At 62.5% G+C, this 17,414-nt stretch carries 18 protein-coding genes; 12 read left to right on the forward strand and 6 right to left on the reverse strand.

Annotated features, from left to right (window positions below; translation table 11 throughout):
* The first annotated feature begins 7 nt into the window (after positions 1-7).
* The 3 genes from hemB to FJ930_RS06625 all read left to right on the forward strand — a co-directional run bounded on the left by hemB (position 8) and on the right by FJ930_RS06625 (position 2,658).
* The gene (gene hemB, locus FJ930_RS06615) at positions 8-1,039 is read left to right on the forward strand and encodes a porphobilinogen synthase (RefSeq protein WP_141836139.1); all 1,032 of its coding nucleotides are present in this window, start codon (positions 8-10) and stop codon (positions 1,037-1,039) included.
* Between the two features lie 262 nt (positions 1,040-1,301).
* Positions 1,302-1,844, forward strand: a complete 543-nt coding sequence (locus FJ930_RS06620; protein ID WP_141836142.1) for a glyoxalase superfamily protein — start codon at positions 1,302-1,304, stop codon at positions 1,842-1,844.
* A gap of 169 nt (positions 1,845-2,013) precedes the next feature.
* Positions 2,014-2,658 carry a dihydrofolate reductase family protein gene (locus FJ930_RS06625; protein WP_141836145.1) on the forward strand — a complete coding sequence of 215 codons (645 nt, stop codon included), beginning with the start codon at positions 2,014-2,016 and terminating at the stop codon, positions 2,656-2,658.
* Positions 2,659-2,846: 188 nt separating this feature from the next.
* Here the strand turns inward: FJ930_RS06625 and ppk2 are convergent, their stop codons facing one another.
* From ppk2 to FJ930_RS06640, 3 genes are all read right to left on the reverse strand, one after another.
* Entirely contained in the window at positions 2,847-3,767 is a 921-nt protein-coding gene (ppk2, locus tag FJ930_RS06630) for a polyphosphate kinase 2 (RefSeq protein WP_140738537.1), read from the reverse strand.
* A 170-nt stretch (positions 3,768-3,937) separates the two neighbouring features.
* Positions 3,938-4,909 (reverse strand): glycosyl transferase family 90, encoded by a 972-nt coding sequence (locus FJ930_RS06635; RefSeq protein WP_141836147.1) that lies wholly within the window; start codon positions 4,907-4,909, stop codon positions 3,938-3,940.
* A gap of 161 nt (positions 4,910-5,070) precedes the next feature.
* Positions 5,071-6,033 carry a glycosyl transferase family 90 gene (locus FJ930_RS06640; RefSeq protein WP_246676820.1) on the reverse strand — a complete coding sequence of 321 codons (963 nt, stop codon included), beginning with the start codon at positions 6,031-6,033 and terminating at the stop codon, positions 5,071-5,073.
* A gap of 195 nt (positions 6,034-6,228) precedes the next feature.
* Here FJ930_RS06640 and FJ930_RS06645 point away from each other — a divergent pair, with 195 nt between their 5' ends.
* A complete protein-coding gene (locus FJ930_RS06645; protein WP_140692699.1) occupies positions 6,229-6,375 on the forward strand; it encodes a hypothetical protein in 147 nt (48 codons plus the stop codon).
* Between the two features lie 51 nt (positions 6,376-6,426).
* Here the strand turns inward: FJ930_RS06645 and FJ930_RS06650 are convergent, their stop codons facing one another.
* A complete protein-coding gene (locus tag FJ930_RS06650; protein ID WP_140610007.1) occupies positions 6,427-6,687 on the reverse strand; it encodes a DUF982 domain-containing protein in 261 nt (86 codons plus the stop codon).
* A 103-nt stretch (positions 6,688-6,790) separates the two neighbouring features.
* On the reverse strand, positions 6,791-7,456 hold the full coding sequence (locus FJ930_RS06655; protein WP_141836150.1) for a GntR family transcriptional regulator: 666 nt from the start codon (positions 7,454-7,456) through the stop codon (positions 6,791-6,793).
* 119 nt (positions 7,457-7,575) lie between these two features.
* Here FJ930_RS06655 and FJ930_RS06660 point away from each other — a divergent pair, with 119 nt between their 5' ends.
* From FJ930_RS06660 to FJ930_RS06670, 3 genes are all read left to right on the forward strand, one after another.
* On the forward strand, positions 7,576-8,829 hold the full coding sequence (locus FJ930_RS06660) for a multidrug efflux MFS transporter (protein ID WP_141836153.1): 1,254 nt from the start codon (positions 7,576-7,578) through the stop codon (positions 8,827-8,829).
* 34 nt (positions 8,830-8,863) lie between these two features.
* Positions 8,864-9,229 (forward strand): DUF423 domain-containing protein, encoded by a 366-nt coding sequence (locus tag FJ930_RS06665; RefSeq protein ID WP_141836156.1) that lies wholly within the window; start codon positions 8,864-8,866, stop codon positions 9,227-9,229.
* A 530-nt stretch (positions 9,230-9,759) separates the two neighbouring features.
* Complete coding sequence (locus tag FJ930_RS06670) at positions 9,760-10,836, forward strand: substrate-binding domain-containing protein (protein WP_141836159.1); 1,077 nt, start codon at positions 9,760-9,762, stop codon at positions 10,834-10,836.
* A gap of 11 nt (positions 10,837-10,847) precedes the next feature.
* Here FJ930_RS06670 and FJ930_RS06675 read toward each other — a convergent pair whose 3' ends face one another.
* Positions 10,848-12,026 (reverse strand): OpgC family protein, encoded by a 1,179-nt coding sequence (locus FJ930_RS06675; protein WP_141836162.1) that lies wholly within the window; start codon positions 12,024-12,026, stop codon positions 10,848-10,850.
* Positions 12,027-12,227: 201 nt separating this feature from the next.
* Here FJ930_RS06675 and FJ930_RS06680 point away from each other — a divergent pair, with 201 nt between their 5' ends.
* From FJ930_RS06680 to FJ930_RS06700, 5 genes are all read left to right on the forward strand, one after another.
* Positions 12,228-12,896, forward strand: a complete 669-nt coding sequence (locus FJ930_RS06680; RefSeq protein ID WP_141836165.1) for an alpha/beta hydrolase — start codon at positions 12,228-12,230, stop codon at positions 12,894-12,896.
* A 123-nt stretch (positions 12,897-13,019) separates the two neighbouring features.
* Positions 13,020-14,099 carry a toxic anion resistance protein gene (locus FJ930_RS06685; RefSeq protein ID WP_140738511.1) on the forward strand — a complete coding sequence of 360 codons (1,080 nt, stop codon included), beginning with the start codon at positions 13,020-13,022 and terminating at the stop codon, positions 14,097-14,099.
* Positions 14,100-14,110: 11 nt separating this feature from the next.
* Positions 14,111-15,682 carry a substrate-binding domain-containing protein gene (locus tag FJ930_RS06690; RefSeq protein WP_141836168.1) on the forward strand — a complete coding sequence of 524 codons (1,572 nt, stop codon included), beginning with the start codon at positions 14,111-14,113 and terminating at the stop codon, positions 15,680-15,682.
* An 8-nt stretch (positions 15,683-15,690) separates the two neighbouring features.
* Positions 15,691-16,308 carry a 5-bromo-4-chloroindolyl phosphate hydrolysis family protein gene (locus FJ930_RS06695; RefSeq protein ID WP_141836171.1) on the forward strand — a complete coding sequence of 206 codons (618 nt, stop codon included), beginning with the start codon at positions 15,691-15,693 and terminating at the stop codon, positions 16,306-16,308.
* Complete coding sequence (locus tag FJ930_RS06700) at positions 16,308-17,414, forward strand: substrate-binding domain-containing protein (protein WP_141836174.1); 1,107 nt, start codon at positions 16,308-16,310, stop codon at positions 17,412-17,414. The genes FJ930_RS06695 and FJ930_RS06700 overlap by 1 nt, the downstream gene beginning before the upstream one ends.

The raw sequence follows: 17,414 nt of genomic DNA on the forward strand, positions 1-17,414 counted from the left end.
TTTGGCAATGAACAAATTCACCCCGACAAAACCAGCCGGCGCGCGCAGCGTCGACGACGTCACCGGCAGCCGCCGCCTGCGCCGCATGCGCAAGGCTGACTGGTCGCGCCGGCTCGTGCAGGAGAACCGGCTTTCGGTCGACGACCTCATCTGGCCGATCTTCGTCGTCGAGGGCAATAATGTGCGCGAGCCGATCGCCGCCATGCCAGGCGTCTTTCGCCTGTCGGTCGACCTTGCCGTCAAGGAGGCCGAACGCGCGGCCAAGCTCGGCATTCCGGCACTCGCCACCTTCCCCAATGTCGAACTCGGCCTGCGCGACCAGACCGGCTCGCATATCCTCGACCCGGAAAACATCATCAACCGCGCCACCCGCGCGATAAAGAACGCAGTGCCCGAGATCGGCGTCATCACCGACGCCGCGCTCGATCCGTTCACCAGCCACGGCCATGACGGCATCCTGCGCGACGGCATCATCGTCAACGACGAAACGGTGGAACAGGTCGCGGCGGCGGCCGTCATCCAGGCGGCGGCGGGCGCCGATATCATCGCGCCATCCGACATGATGGATGGCCGTATCGGCGCCATCCGCGACGCGCTCGACGCCAACGGCTTTCAGGACGTGGCGATCATGTCCTACGCGACCAAGTTCGCCTCGGCCTTCTACGGCCCTTATCGCGAGGCGGTCGGCACTGCCGGCCTGCTCAAGGGCGACAAGAAGACCTACTATATCGACCACGCCAATTCGGACGAGGCGGTGCGCGAGGCGGAGCAGGACCTCGCCGAGGGCGCCGACATGCTGATGGTCAAGCCCGGCCTGCCCTATCTCGACATCATCCGCCGGCTGAAGGACGAATTCCAGATGCCGACCTTCGCCTACCAGGTCTCGGGCGAATATTCGATGATCAAGGCAGCGGGCGCCAATGGCTGGATCGATGGCGAGAAGGCGATGCTGGAATCGCTGCTCGCCTTCAAGCGTGCAGGCTGCGACGGCATCCTGACCTATTTCGCGCCCGAAGTGGCCGTGATGCTGAAGGGGTAACTTCGCAGCCCGCACCGCGACCTTCCAGGTCTTGCCATGACACGCTTCGGAGCCGGCTGTCATCTCTGGCGAATTCCCGCTGACAAGGTGGGCTGGTTGCGGCTATGATGCCGCATGGCCGGAGGCGGCCGGCAGCCCGCACCTCGCCAAGAGGCATGGCGAACGCCTCCAGAGGATGCTTCCTGACCCGTTTCACCGTCGGGCGAAGGCGTCGGCAATGCGGGCACTGACGAAGACTTCGCCGTGACCCGAGGAAACGGACATGCTTGCCTATCGCGATGCCAAGACCATGGCGAAAGCCATGCGGGACGCGCTTGCCGACCGCGACCTGACGATCAGCCACAGCGAGGCCCTGGAAATCGTCGCGCGCCAGTTCGGACTGGCGAACTGGAATATCCTGTCGGCAAAGATCGAAGCGCCGCTCGCGAGGCAGGAGACGGTCATCTTCGAACGGACGGCGCCAATCGTGCGCATCTTCGACGTCGCGAAGGCGCACGAATTCTACCTCGGCTTCCTCGGTTTCACTGTGGACTGGGAACACCGCCACGGCGACCACTTCCCGCTGTACACGCAGGTGTCGCGTGGCAATCTTGTCCTGCACCTGTCCGAACACGCCGGCGACGCGACGCCGGGCGGCAACATGGTTGTCTACATGAAGGGCATCCGCGACTTCCACGAGGAGCTTGCGGGTAAGAACTACCGCTATATGAAACCCGGCTTGGAAGATGAGGACGGGCGGCTGACGGTCGAGGTCATCGACCCGTTCAGCAACCATATCCGCTTCATGGAAATCACCGGCGAATGAGTTGGTACGGCAGTTGCCCCGACGGCGGCTTGCCATCCGAATCGATCGTCGAGCTTGGCCGCGAGGTCCGGACACGCGTCTTTGCATCGCCAAAGACACCACTTGCAATTCGCAATCAGTTTGCTACAAAATCTGCTTGCAAAACACAACTGACGATCGAGGAGGTTTCATGTCAAGGCTGCGTGTCAATGCATTCACCCTATCGCTCGACGGTTATGGCGCCGGTCCAAACCAGGACTTGGAGAATCCGCTCGGCGTTGGTGGGAAAGCGCTGCACAAATGGGCCTTCACCACCCGCACCTTCCGCAAGATGTTCGGCGAGGAAGGCGGCGCCACGGGCGTCGACGAGGATTTCGCGGCGCGGAGCTTCGAAGATGTCGGCGCATGGATCCTGGGCCGCAACATGTTCGGACCGATCCGCGGCGAATGGCCCGACGACAGCTGGAAAGGCTGGTGGGGCGACAATCCGCCCTATCACGTGCCGGTCTTCGTGCTGACGCATCATGCGCGTGAGCCTGTCGTCATGGAAGGCGGCACGACCTTTCATTTTGTCACCGAGGGCATCCATTCGGCACTTGAGCAAGCGAAGGCGGCGGCTGATGGCAAGGATGTGCGGGTCGGTGGCGGCGTCGCGACGATCAGGCAATATCTGCAGGAGAAACTTATCGACGAGATGCATCTCGCGATCTCGCCTGTGCTACTCGGCGCTGGCGAAAACCTTCTGGCTGGCCTCGACCTGCCGAAACTCGGCTACCGATGCAGCGAACAGGTCGCTTCGCCGCACGCCATGCATGTGGTCATCGAGCGGGCATAGCCGCGACTCCGGTCATTGGCGAAACCCGCGGGTGCAAGCGTCTTTCTCCCCGTCACTATACGGGGAGAAATGCCCGGCAGGCCAATGAGGGGCAGCGCAACCGTCGAAGAGTAGCGACAAGCTACCAGTGGATTTGGAGGGTGCAGGAGTGAAAAGCCGTCCTTGATGCCGGCGCTGCCCCTTGCGCCTCAATACTTCTCCGGCACGTAAAGTTCGCGCGGCAGAACCTGGCGCTCGTATTCCGGGTTGAACACGCGCTCGGGCAGTGTGATCTCCTCGTGCGGCACATCTTCATACGGCATCTGCTTCAACAGATGATCGATGCAGTTGAGCCGCGCGCGCTTCTTGTCGTTGCCCTCGACGATGAACCACGGCGCTTCGGGAATGTTGGTGCGGGCGAAGGTCTCTTCCTTGGCCTTGGTGTATTGCTCCCAGCGCACACGCGACTGGAGATCCATGGGCGACAGCTTCCACTGTTTCATCGGATCATGGATGCGCATCAGGAAGCGCATCTGCTGTTCCTCATCGGTGATCGAGAACCAGTATTTGACCACAGTGATGCCCGAGCGCACCAGCATGCGCTCGAACTCCGGCACGTCATGGAAGAACTCCTCGACCTGGTCGTGCGAGGCAAAGCCCATCACCCGTTCAACGCCGGAACGGTTGTACCAGGAGCGATCGAAGAGCACGATCTCGCCGCCTGCGGGCAGATGCGGGACGTAGCGCTGGAAATACCATTGCGACTTCTCGCGCTCGGTCGGCGCCGGCAACGCCACGACACGGCAGATGCGCGGATTGAGCCGCTGGGTGATGCGCTTGATGACGCCGCCCTTGCCGGCGGAGTCACGGCCCTCGAAAATCACCACCAGCTTCTTCTTGTGGTAGGCGACCCAGGACTGGAGCTTGATCAATTCGGACTGCAAGGTGATCAGGTCGCGAAAATACTGCATGCGATCGATCGAAGGCGGATGCGAGTTCTTGTAGATCTTGGCGATCTCCATCGACAGCGCCGGCTCCGACATTTCGAGTTCATAATCTTCGTCGAGCGTGTCGGCGAGCTCGGCTTCGAGCCAGTCCTTGGCGGGAGAATTCTGTTTTAGCTCGGTCATGTCAGCTGCTCCGCTTGCAAGCCCTGTCGGTTCCCGGACGGCGCCCCAAATGTTGGCCGGCGGCCTGAAATGGAACACCTGAGCCGACTTCAATATAGGCCGGCAGTGACGGTTTTATTGCAGCCCAGCCGCGATTGCAGCCACTGCGGCTCACCGAAGGCGCCTGACGCCTAACCTTCGATGAACCGCCAGAGTTCGGGGTCGGGTTCGATCTGACCGCTGAGCACGAAATATTTGTAGAGCACGAGCAGGGAGATCGCCTGCTCGTCTCGTTCATTGGAAAATTTGCGGCAATAGGCGTTGGCTGCGGCGATGATACCCTCCGCCGCCGCCGGATGCGCTTCGAAATAGCGCACCTTTTCGCCGAGATCGGCGAAATCAGGATCGAGTGGCACATAGTGGACATTGGCTTGGAGTTGGCTCTCCGCGAACCATGTCTCATAGGTCGGCGGCGGCATCAGGCAGAGCGAGTTGGAATTCATGATCCATTTGAGGTTGGTCGCCACGTCATTGCCCTCGAGCGAGACGATGTAGCGGTAGCGCAGATGCTGGCTGATGCTGAGAAAGGGCTTGCTGTATTCGGCCGGTGCACTTCGCTTATGCGAACCCACGTCGCAGAAAGGCAGGTCACGCGCTGCGTCCAGGAACCGTGTCCTGATCGGATTGTTGAGATCGCCGCGCCAGATCACGATCGGCAGCTTGTCGGCAAAGGCGACCGCGTCGTCCGGCATGTAAAAGTGGCGGAACTTGTTGAACTTCAGGATGACCGCGTTGCTGTTGTCGGCGCGGATCGGCCGATCCTTCACGAGTGTCGGCACCTTCGGGACATGCCTGACGTCGCCGAACTCCAGGTCGAGGAGCAATGCCCGATCGAAATAGCGGGCGAACTCTTTCAGGTCGTAATAGTACATGCTCGGCTCAAACGGCATCTTGTCGATGCGCACCGCATCCGGGCTTGGCATAAAGGTGCCCTGCAGCTTGTTGTAGTCATTCAACCGCCGGCGCACGGCCTCATCCGAGAGCCTGGCCTGCTCCAGGCGGGCCGCCAGCCGTCGTCGGAAGAGGACCTGGGGGGCGATATCGCGCATGACGTTTCGCGCATAGTAGAAAACCTTCTGCGTCGTTCGTTTTATGGTGGCCATCGTACCACGTTGATATCAGGACAAACGCGACCAAAACACCCGGCAGCTGAGTTAGTTCCTGCGCCATCCACACACGTCATTGTGCCAGGCATTTCGCGATCCGGTGTCATCCAAAAGCGAGACCAATGGCGCCGACGCCAGTGTCGCCGGTAACTAGCCCACTATGTAACGCCAGATCTCGGCATCGGGCTTGATCTGCCGCTGAGCACGAAATATTTGTAGAGCACCAGCAGCGAGACCGCCTGCTCCGTCTGTTCGTTGTCGAATATCCGGCAATAAGCGTTGGCGGCCGCGATGATGCGCTCGGCCTTCGCCGGGTGCCGTTCGAAATAGGCCACATGTTCGGCCAGGTTCGAGAAATCCGCTTCAAGCGGTACATAATGGACATTGGGCTCGAGCAGCCGCTCCGCGAACCACGTCTCATAGGTCGGCGGCGGCATCAGGCAGAGCGACTTCGAATTCATGATCCATTTGAGATTGGTCGCCACGTCATTGCCTTCGAGCGAGACGATGTAGCGATAGCGCTGATGCTGGCTGATGCTGAGAAAGGGCTTGGCGTATTCGGCTGGCGCGTTCGGCTTGTGCGAGCCGGCATCGCAAAACGGCAGGTCACGCACAGCCTTCAGGAATCTTGTCCTGATCGGATTGTTGAGATCACCGCGCCAGACCACCGCAGGCAGCTTGTCGGTGAACGAAATGGCGTCGGCCGGCATCTGGAAGTGACGAAACTTGTCGAGCTTCATGATGACCGCGTTCTTGTCGTCATCACGGATCGGCCGGTCCTTCACGATCGACGGCACCTTCGGCACATTCCTGACGTCGCCGAACTCCAGGTCGATGAGCAATCCGGGATCGAAGTAGCGGGCAAATTCCTTCAGGTCGTAATAGTACATGGTCGGCGTGAAGGGCAGCTTGCCGACGCGCACGGCATTCGCGCTTGGCGTGAAACCATCCTGCAGCTGATTGTAGTAGTTCAACCGCCGGCGCGCCGCCTCATCGGAAAGCCTCGCCTTTTCCAGGCGAATGCCCAGCCTGCGTCGGAACAATGCTTGCGGAACGGCATCGCGCGCAACGTTTCGCGCATAATAGAAGACCTTTGCCGACGTCCGCGCAATTGTGGCCATGGTTCACTTGATCAAACGGGCAGCTCTCAAGACGCTGGCGCCCTGGCGTTTCCTACATCATTGTGGCGCCCGTCTGGCAAGGCCCCGGCATATCTTCGACGTCAGCACCCACGCACTGTCGTTTCAGCTGTTGTGTTTGACGGCTAATGCTCCTAGGCAGGTTCAAAGCCGCAAGGCAGGTCAAAGGGAGCCGATATGGCGCGAGCACCGAACTACGATCAGGAACGCAAGGAACGCGACCGGCAGAAGGCGGCCAAAAAGGCCGAGAAGCTGGCGGCCAAGGTTGCCGCGCGGGAGCGGTCGAAGCCCGAGGCCAAGGTCGAAGCCGAAACAGGGGAATGACGGCAACAGGCCCGCGATTGCCGGCTCCGTCTTAACGCATGTCGCGCTGCGTCAGGCGGGCGCCTTGTCGCTGATGAATACGTCCACTTCACGCGCCGCGGCGATGAAGGCGCGCCGGGCATTCATGGCCGGCTTATCGCCGGCCAGCGCGTCGTGGCAGGCCTGAAGTGCCGCGCGATGCTTGGGACTGCGCTTGCCGGGCCAGCTGTTGAGGAGGTAATCGGAAGCCTCCCTCGCCGAACGCAAGAGCTGAGTGCTTCCTGCCGTGACGGACTTGACGGTCACGGGCGTTTCAAATCGGTTGTTTTCCATCGCCGCTCTTACGCTATCGGCGCCCACGAAGCGAGGCCGAAAGTGCGCTCCGCGTCCGGACACCGCCTTTTTGCCCGGCGAGTGCCCTGCCCGTCCAAGGCCGCTAAGCGGGGACGACTGCAAATCCTCTGGCGCGAAGACCGCGCCGATCGTTGGCAAGCGACGTCACCAGCCGGTCGCGGCTGCCGATGATGTGGGCTGAAAGCCGGCGCGCGGCTTCATCAGCGTCGCCAAGCCGTGTTGCCGCCAGAATGGCGCGATGTTCGGCCCAGGCGCGGCCAAGGGCGGCTTCGTCGCGCACCTCCAGCCAGCGAGCACGCGACAGGCGCGTCATGGCATCGCGCACCGCCCTGAACAGGAATTCGTTGCCCGACAGCCGCGCCAGCTCGATGTGAAAATCCATGCCGACACGGTGCCATTCCTCGCGACGAGTGTTTTCGTCGCAGGAATCGAGCATCGCCTCGATGACGTCGAGGGCGCTCCTTTCGTCGTGCGCGCATGTCAGCCTCAGAGCCGCGACCTCGACCGCTTCGCGATAGACCGCGATCTGCTCAAGCTCGGCCAGGTTGATGGGCGAGACCGTCCAGCCGCGCCCGTCCCTGCCGACAAGGCCCTCGGTTTCCAGCCGCAGCAGTGCTGCCCTAACCGGTGTGCGCGAGGCGCCGAAGCGGCCTTCGATCCATCGCTCGGTCAATTTCTCGCCGGGACCGATCTCGAGCCCCAGGATCATTTCGCGCAACCGTCGTTCGACATTCTGCATTTGCGACATCGCGCTGCCCTTTTTCTGAAGCCCGCATTGACAGCGGCCGGGTCGGAGTTCATGACGGATACCGAACTGGTATCCCAAAGTGGTATCCGCAACAAGTGCTGATATCGAGCAGGCAGGACATGACACAGGAAGACGCTCAACAAAGCGGCCACAACATCCATTGGCGGCGCAACCTCGCCGTCTGTTTTGCGGGCTCGTTCAGCACGCTCATCGCCATGACGCTGCTGTTGCCTTTCCTGCCGCTCTATGTCGGACAGCTCGGCGCCCAGGGCCATGCGGCGATCGTGCAGTGGTCCGGTATCGCCTATGGCGCCACCTTTTTCGCCGCCGCCCTTGTCGCGCCGTTGTGGGGCCGGCTGGGCGACCGCTATGGCCGCAAGGTGATGCTGGTGCGCGCCAGCTTCGGCATGGCGATCTGCATGTCGCTGACGGGCATGGTCGAGACGGTCTGGCAATTGGTGTTGCTGCGCCTGCTGATCGGCTTTGCCGGCGGCTATTCCTCCGGTTCGACCATTCTGGTGGCCATGCAGACACCCAAGGACCGCTCCGGCTGGGCGCTGGGGGTCCTGTCGGCCGGGATCACGGCCGGCTCGCTGGTCGGCCCCTTGCTCGGCGGCGCGCTGCCGCCGGTGATCGGCATTCGCGCCACCTTCCTGTTGTCCGGCGCCGTTATCTTCCTTGCCTTCCTGGCGACGACCTTCCTGATCAAGGAGAACCCGCGCCCGAAGCCCGCCAAGTCGGCGTCAGGCACAAAGCCGAAAAGCGGCTGGTCGCGGATCCCGGACAAACGCCCGGTGGTGGCCATGCTGGCGACCGGCATGCTGCTTGCCTTCGCCAACATGTCGATCGAACCTATCATCACTGTCTATGTCCAGCAGCTCATCGAGGATCAGAGCCGCGTGACGATGGTCGCCGGCGTGGTGATGTCGGCGGCGGCCCTTGGGACGATCCTGTCGGCATCGTGGCTTGGCAAGCTTGCCGACCGTGTCGGCCACTGGAATGTCGTCGTAGGAGCGTTGGCCGTCTCGGCCCTGCTGCTCATTCCGCAGGCCTTCGTCACCAATGGCTGGCAACTGATCGGCCTGCGTTTCTTGATGGGCCTGGCGCTCGGCGGCCTGCTGCCCTGCATCACCAGCGTCATTCGCCACAACATTCCCGACGGCGTTGGCGGCAACGTGCTTGGGCTGGCGATTTCGGCGCAATATGTCGGCCAGGTCGCGGGGCCGCTGTCCGGCGGCTTCGTGGGCGGTCACTTCGGCATGCGGGCTGTATTTGTCGGCACATCGGTGTTGATGGCCGGCGGTGCCATCTACAACTGGATTGTCCAGTCGCGACGGACACGGCATATGGTGCTGGTACCGGGCGCGCCCTAAGGCGGGCCTGGCCCGCCGCAAGAAGGAGCCCGACATGACCCTCGCCGATCCGAACGGCAGCCGTATGCTTGTGTTTGCCGGCGGTCTCGTCGGCGCGGCGGGCGTGGCGCTGTCGGCAGCAGCCGCGCACCGCGGCGGCGCCTTCACCGGCACCGCCGCGTCATTCCTTTTGATGCACGCGCCGGTGTTCCTGGCCGTCGGTCTCGTCGGCGCGAATCGCTTTCTGCGGATCGCCAGCTTCGCCCTGCTTGCCGGGCTCCTGCTTTTCGCGGGCGATCTCCTCGCCCGCGATTTCCTCGGATCGAGACTGTTTCCGATGTCGGCGCCGATCGGCGGCACCCTGCTCATCGCAGGCTGGCTGGGGATAGCAATTTCTGCGCTGACGCGTCCACGTCCTTAGGGAGAAGGAAAGGCTCAGCTCCGGCGACGTTCGGGTCGGACCGCCACCTCGCGACTGCGCGTTGCGGGCTTTGTCCGGCGTTGCGCCTCCGGCCGTTCCGCGGCCGGCGCGATACCCCAGTAGTTGCGGTAGATGTCCTCGAAAAGATGCTTGATGGGATGCATAGCCTTTCTCCCTTTGAATTGAATCGATCCAATCAACGAGCGCAAAAAGTTGCGCCGATCGGCTCCGCTTGCGCTCCACCAGGAAGCGACGGTCGCGAATCCATGAGCCCGTTCTACCCCGGCGCCTGGAATTGTTGGCGCTCGATCCGATGCTCCAATCATTGCGATAGATGTCTTCGGACGGGTAGCTGACGGAAGGCATGACGCTCCTCTCAAGACCATCAAACAGAAACGAATCCGCCTTGGTTGGATCGATTCAAACATAAACTTGCGATTGTTGCCGGTCAAGGGAAATTTGAATCGATCCAACGAAAGTACTGGCTGCAAATCCGGAACGTGCTAAATGCATGTCAGGAGGCACGCACAATGGCGTCACTCACCGCAGGCAACCGAAGACCCGTCCGGCTGGCCGACATCGCCAAAGCGGCCGGCGTTTCGCACGGCACCGCATCCAATGTTTTCAGCCGCCCCGAGATCGTGCGCGAAGAAGTCCGCGAACGGGTTCGGGCAGCAGCCGAAGCGATGGGCTATGGCGGGCCTGATCCAAAGGGTCGGCTGCTGCGGGCCGGCAAGGTAAACGCCATTGGCGTGGCCACCGCCGAGCCCCTCTCCTATTTCTTCGACGATCCCTTTGCGCGCGTCATGATGGCGGGCATCTCGCAGGCCTGCGATGCGACCGGAGCCGGCATCTCCCTGGTCTCGGCCGCCAACAACGAACAGCTTGCCTGGAACATCCAGAGCGCCCTGGTCGACGGTTTCATCGTCTTCTGCATCGAAGGCGGTTCGCGCCTGGTGGAATTGGCACGTGAGCGCAAACTGCCCTTTGTGGCGCTTGATCTGGACTCCGAGGATGGGTCGGTCGCGGCGATCGGTGTCGACAACATCGCGGGCGCCGGCATCGCGGCGCGCCATCTCACGGATCTCGGCCATCGCCGCTTTGCCGTCCTGGCGCTGCCCTTCGTCGATGACAGGACAGGACTTGTTTCGCCCGAACAGGTTCGCGCCGCAACCTATGCCGGGACGCGCGACCGGCTCACCGGCTATCTCCGGGAGCTTTCGCGGGTCGGCATCGACACAGCCAAAGTGCCGGTATACGAGACCGCCAACGACGCGGCGAGCACGAAGGCGGGGCTCGAAACCATCTTCGCTTCCGACCAGCCGCCGACGGCCGTCCTGGCGATGTCGGACAGGATAGCCTTGGTGACGCTCGAATGGCTGAGCGCGCGCGGGCTCAACGTGCCCGGCGATGTTTCCGTCGTCGGATTCGATGGTGTTCCGGAAGCATCCGTATCCGAGCCGCCATTAACCACGATCGCCCAGCCGATTGCCGAGATGGGCCGCCTTGCCGTCAGGGCGATCCTGGAGAGCGACGGGCCGGTCAGCCGGCAGCAACTGCCGGTCGAACTGATCGTGCGGGGGTCGTCGGCTCCGCCGTGCGGCTGAACCGCATTCCCTCAGCGATTGGCCCGTGCCACGGCGGAGATACCGAAAGACGCACGCACCGGCGCGATATCCCTTTGCGTCATGCGGACCTTGCCGGAGCCGCCGATGGTCGACAGCCATTCAAGATAGAAGGCGAGTGCGAACTGCATGGCGATGCCGGCTGAAAGCAACAGGCTGTCATAGGCAAGCCCGCCCGGATTGACCAGTTTCATCACCTGCGCGACCATGGCGATCACCGTGCCGGCGACGAAGACCGGCAGCGAGCGTTTGCCCAATATCGCCAACGGATGGTCGGGACTGGTGCGGAACAGGTTGGAGAGCGCCGGCAAGACGACGATCAGATAGCTGACCGCCAGTATGTGCAGCAGTCGCGGCAGCGACAGGAACGTCTTGTCGAAGCCGCCGATCACCACCGGCAGGTTGAACCACGTTATCTGCCCCCAGAGCGGGCTGTGCACCCATGCCAGTGCCGCCAGCACATAGACGGCGGCGGCGCCAACCAGCCAGCGGTTGACCGGAATGACGCCGCCGCGCCTGACATGCAGCATGGCGGCCACGCCAATGTTGAACAGGAACTGCCAGGACAGAGGATTCAGGAACCAGAAGCCGGGCTCGGGATAGTTGGGCGGGGCGATCTGCCAGATGCCGGCGACGAGCCACAGCGCACCGGACACGGCAAGTGCCGCGGCGGGCCTGTAGCCGATGAACAGGACAAAGGCCGGTGCCATCAAAAGCAGCGCGGCATAGACCGGCAGGATGTTGTTGTAGCCGAGCTGGTGGCCAAGCGTGACGATGCCGACCAGCACTTCCGGCGTGTTCTTCATCAGCGGCTCGATATTGATCATCTTCAGCAGTTCCGGCCGCCTGGCAAGCACCGCCACGGCGCAGAACAGGGCCATCACCATCATCGTCGTGACGATGTGGGTGATATAGAGCACGCCAGCCCGCCGCCACATCTTCAATGTCGCGAGAAGCCGGCCGCCCGGTCGGAACTTCGTGCCATAGGCGAGCGCGACCGAGATGCCCGAAATCAGCACGAATCCCTCGGCCGCGTCCGAGAAGCCGAAATTCTTGTAGGTCAGGGTCTCGAAAGCCGTGCCTGGCACATGATCGATGAAAATGGTGAGCAGCGCCAGCGCGCGCAGTACATCGATACGCGTGTCGCGTTCGGGCGAAACAGGGGTGGTCATCGACAAAAGGCCTCAAAGCTGGTTGTTCATGTCCAGCAATGCGACCCCCGGCGCACCGCTCCGATTCCTCCCATCGGGAGTATATCGGCGCAGAAACGGGCTGGAATGCGCCTGGTTCAATCAACTTTCGCGGAGCATGAAAATATTGCGTTTTGAAGCCGGCAAATTGAGCGGGACGTCATATAATCAAGAGGATGCGGGATGACTGGCGACAGCGTCGAAACCAGCCCGCCGCGGATGGATCTGGCCTTTCCCTATCGTCTCCTGGGGGCTGGCGGGGAGAGCCGTGAATGCCTTTTCCTGCTGCATGGATCGGGCGTCGACGAGACCACCCTGGTGCCGCTGGCAAGACGGGTCGCGCCCGGCGCCGTTCTGGTCGCGGCACGTGGCCGTATCCCCCAGGAGGACGGTTTTCGCTGGTTCGAGCGGATAACCCCGACGCGTTTCGAACAGAAGAGTGTTCTTGGGGAAACGGCTGCCTTCGCGGCATTCGCAAGTCAGGCCGCCAAGCGCCACGGGCTCGACCTCGATCACGCGACCTTCCTCGGCTACTCGAATGGCGCCAACCTGATTTCCAGCCTGATGCTGCTCCATCCCGGCATCGTGCGCAGGGCGGCGCTGCTGAGGCCAATGCCCGTGCTCGACCAAACGCCGGCGACGGACCTGAAGGGAACCCGGGCACTGATCATCGCCGGGGCGGCCGACGAAACCTACGGACCCTTCGCGCCGGCGCTGGTGACGCTGCTCAGCCGGCACGGTAGCGAGATCGAGGCCCGGATCATCCCATCGGGCCACGAAATCGGTGATCCGGACGCCGTGATCGTCAGGCAATGGCTGGCGGGGCCGGCCGCCGTGGCGCACGTAGGCTGAAAGGCAACGCTATTTACTCCGAATTACCCGCTAAAATGGCCTGGGGCTTCCTTTCTCCACAGCGGCGACATATCTCTGTTACAGACTGTCTATCGAGATACTGTTCACTGAGGGGAGGTCTGCATGGCCGACAAGAACAGCATCACTCTGCTCGACGACACTTCGCAATTGCCTGTCATAGCCGCCAATCCGGCCGAGATAGCCAGGATTGAAACCAGTATCGATGTGCGTGATCGCGCCGCGATCTCGGTTTTCGGCGATCGCGCCCAGCAGGCCGTAAGCGAGTATGCCGACAAGATCCTTTCCCAGTTGCGCAACCGCGATCTGGGCGACACCGGCAACCTCCTGACCGACATCATCATGAAGGCCAAGAACCTCGATCCGGCCTCGCTGAAAGACCAGGGATTTCTCAGCAATCTGTTTTCGTCGTTCAAGGCGCGGCTGGAGCGCTTCAAGGAAAAATACGAGGACGTCGCCGGCCAGATCGACCGCATCGGTCTCGAACTCGATCGTCACAAGGACACGCTGCGGCGCGACATCGCCGTGCTCGACGACCTGCATGAGCAGACGAAGGACTCCATCCTCAAGCTCGACGCCTATGTGCAGGCCGGCAAGAAATTCGTCGACGACTACCGCGCCACTGAGCTGCCGAAACTAAAGGCGGCGGCGGATTCGACCGGGGGCGATGTCGGCGGCACACTTGAGGCGCAGACCTACCAAGACGCGGTACAAGCGCTGGATCGCCTTGAAAAACGTATCTTCTACCTGGTGCAGGCGCGCCAACTCGGCATCCAGCAATTGCCGCAGATCCGCATTGTCCAGTCAGGCGACGAGACGCTGATCGAGAACTTGCAGGCGACCTCGGCGCTGACAGTGCCGGCCTGGAAGCAGAAAATGGTCATCCTGCTCGGCCTGACCAACCAGAAATCGGCGCTTGAGCTGCAAAAGACGGTGACGGATGCCACCAATGAGATGATCCGCCAGACTTCCAAGATGATGAAGGATCAGGCGATCTCGATCGAGGAACAGGCGCAGCGCGGCATCGTCGACGTCGAAACTTTGGCGCAGGCCAATCGCGACCTCATCGACACGGTGCAGGGCGTACTGAAGGTCCAGCAGGAAGGCCGCCGGAAGCGGGCCGACGCTGAAAAGCAGATGGACCAGATGACGATCGATTTGAAGAAAGCGCTGACCCAGGCCTGATCGGAACCGCCATGCCGAAGACGCTGACGTCCGTTCTGCTCCTGGCCTGCGCCGTGTTTTTGGCGGCCTGCAATTCCAGCAATATGAAATTCTCGATCGTCTCCGGCTCCGAAAACACGGTGCTGGAGCCGATCGTGCAGGAGTTCTGCGCCAAGCAGGGTGCGACCTGCACCATCTCTTATCAGGGGTCGCTCGATATCGGGCTCGGTCTGCAAAAGCCTGATGGCCTAGGGCAGGATGCGGTGTGGCCGGCATCGAGCGTCTGGGTCGATCTGTTCGATTCCGGCCGCAAGGTGCGCAACCTGACCTCGATCGCGCAGATGCCGGTCATTTTGGGCGTGCGCAAATCCAAGGCCGCCGAACTCGGTTGGGTCGGCAGGCAAGTGTTCATGAAGGACATCCTCGCCGCGGTGAAGGACGGCAAGCTGAAATTCCTGATGACCTCGGCCACGCAGTCGAATTCGGGCGCCAGCGCCTATCTCGCCATGCTGTCCAGCGCGCTTGGCGGCAAGCAGGTGATCGAGCCCGGCGATCTCGACAATCCGGCTGTGCACGACACGGTCAGCGCCCTGCTGCAAGGCGTCGAGAGGTCTTCCGGGTCGTCCGGCTGGCTCGCCGATCTCTATGTCGATTCCGCGCGTCAGGGCACGCTCTATGACGCGATGTGGAACTACGAAGCGACGCTCAAGGAGGCCAACGATAAGTTGAAGCAGATGGGCGACGAGCCGCTCTACGCGATCTATCCGGCCGACGGGGTCGCCGTCGGCGATTCGCCGCTCGGCTTCATCGACCATGGCCACGGCCCGGATGTCGAAAAATTCTTCACCGACCTGCTCGCCTATCTGCAATCGGAGGCGGTGCGCAAACGCATCGCCGACACCGGCCGGCGGCTCCCGCTTGGCGGCTCGGCTATCCAGGCCGCGGCCGAACCGGACTGGAATTTCGATCCGGGCAAGCTTGTGACCTCGATCCGCATGCCCGAACCCGCGGTGATCCGAAAGGCGCTCGATCTTTACCAGCAGGCCTTGCGTAAGCCATCGCTGACGGCGCTCTGTTTCGACTTCTCCGGCTCGATGGAGAACGAAGGCGAGAAGCAGCTCCAGGCGGCCGCACAGTTCCTGTTCACACCGGAGAAGGCGAGCGAAGTCCTGGCGCAGTGGACGCCCGCGGACCGCATCTTCGTGCTGCCCTTCGACGGCACGGTGCGCACCGTTTTCGAGGCGAGCGGCGATCCGGCTGGGCAGAGCCAGTTGCTCGGCGATGTCGCGGAGCAGCATGCCGGCGGCGGCACGGACATGTATGCCTGCGCCGAACAGGCGCTGCAGAAGATCACCGCAACCGCCGAGCTTGCGAAATACCTGCCGGCCATCGTCATCATGACCGACGGCCGCACCGATGGCAGCGCCGACCGTTTCCTCGAGCAATGGCGTCAGGCGCCGGTGCGCGTACCAGTGTTCGGCATCACCTTCGGCGACGCCGACAAGAGCCAGCTCGACAGTCTCGCCAAGGCGACGTCGGCGCGCGTCTTCAATGGCGGCGGCGATCTGGCGGGCGCCTTCCGCGCCGCGCGCGGCTACAATTAAGGCTGGATATGCGCGGCTTGTTCGGCAATGACTGGAATTGGATCGTCGCGGGTCTGGCGTCCGCCGCGTTGCTGATCGGTCTGAGCGCCCTCACCCAGTTCCCGTTCCTTGTCTCGGCGGTGATTTCGGTGCTGGTCTTTGCCGGGCTGGTGTTCGTGCTGGCGCCGCGCCAGCTGTTCGAAGGGCTCGATCTGAGCACAATGAACGGCAGCCGCGTCGCGTTTGCCCGCGAACTTCTAGCGCAGGCGCAGCCGGCCGCCGACCGGCTTACGGCTGCGGCCGGCTCGATCGCCGACAAGGATATGAAGGCCAAGGTGAAGAACCTGTCCGACATTGCCGCCGACGTGATTTCCAAGGTCGAACAAAAACCGGACACCGCACCATCGGTGCGGCGCTTCCTTACCTATTATGTGCCGCAAGCGGCGGAGGTGGCGGAGGGCTACGCGACGCTGGCGAACCGGCGGGCGCCAAGCCAGGCGCGGCTTGCCAAAGTCGGTGCTGTCATCGCCAAGCTGCAGGATGCCTTCGTGCATTATGCCGACAGCCTTGCCGATAGCGAACTCGGCACGCTCGACGTTGACCTGCGACTCATTCAGGAATCACTCAAAGAGGATATCGGTCGCTGATGGCCATTTCACGCCGCGCTTTCGGACTGGGACTGCTGGGTGCCGCCGCGGCCGGCACCGGCGGCTATCTGACGCTGAAAGACCGGCCGGAATTTCGCGGCTATCTCGGCAACCGGGCACATCTGTTCGGCTTCATCGGCGGCGAGAAGCAGGCCTTCCTCGCCGATCCGGATGTCGTCCATGCACTCGGCGGATACGGGCTGGAGCTCGACGCGCGCGTCGCCGGCTCGGTCGAGATGGTCCGCGAGCCGGCACTGTTGACGCAAAAGCCGCAATTCCTGTGGCCATCCTCATCGATCATGGTCGACCTGGCGCGCAAGAGCGGTGTGGCGATCCGTAACGACCAGGTCGTGCTCAATTCGCCGATCGTCGTCTACACCTGGGGACCGGTGGTCGAGGGGCTGAAGAAAAGCGGGCTGGTCACGGTCGCCGCCAAGGGCGACTACAACCAGCTCGACCTCAAGGCGCTGCTTGACGCTATCCTTGCCGGCAAGAACTGGTCGGATCTGGGCATCGCCGAGCTCTATGGCCGCACCCGGATCGTCTCCACCGATCCCAACCGTTCGAATTCGGGCTTCATGTTCGCCGGCCTGGTACTGAGCCTGATGAGCGGCGACGTGGCGACGCAGGAGCTGCTTGCCCAGCATGGCGACCAGGCCAAGGCAATCTTCCGCAGCATGGGGTTGAAATCCTCATCGTCGGGAAAACTGTTCGACCAGTACATTGCTGGCGGTCTTGGTGCCGAGCCGATGGCGGTGGGCTATGAGAACCAGCTGGTGGAATGGGCGCTTGCCGACCCGGCGCGCTGGCAGCGCGTGCAGGCTGGCGCCGGCGCCAAGCCTGAAATCCTCTACCCGCGTCCGACGGTCTATTCGGCGCACCCGCTGATCACCATAGACCCGACCGTCGACAGGTTGCTGCAAGCACTGACCAGTCCGAAGCTGCAGGAGCTCGCCTGGTCGAAGCACGGTTTCCGCGGGCCGCTCGGAACGGTCGCGGCCGGCAGCGACACCATTGCCGGCGTGCGGCCGGCGGAAATCGAGGCTGTGCTGCCCATGCCTTCGGCCGATGTGATGCTGGCGCTGCTGTCGCAGCTGGACGGATAG

The sequence above is a fragment of the Mesorhizobium sp. B2-4-15 genome, from assembly GCF_006658505.1.
GTDB lineage: Bacteria > Pseudomonadota > Alphaproteobacteria > Rhizobiales > Rhizobiaceae > Mesorhizobium.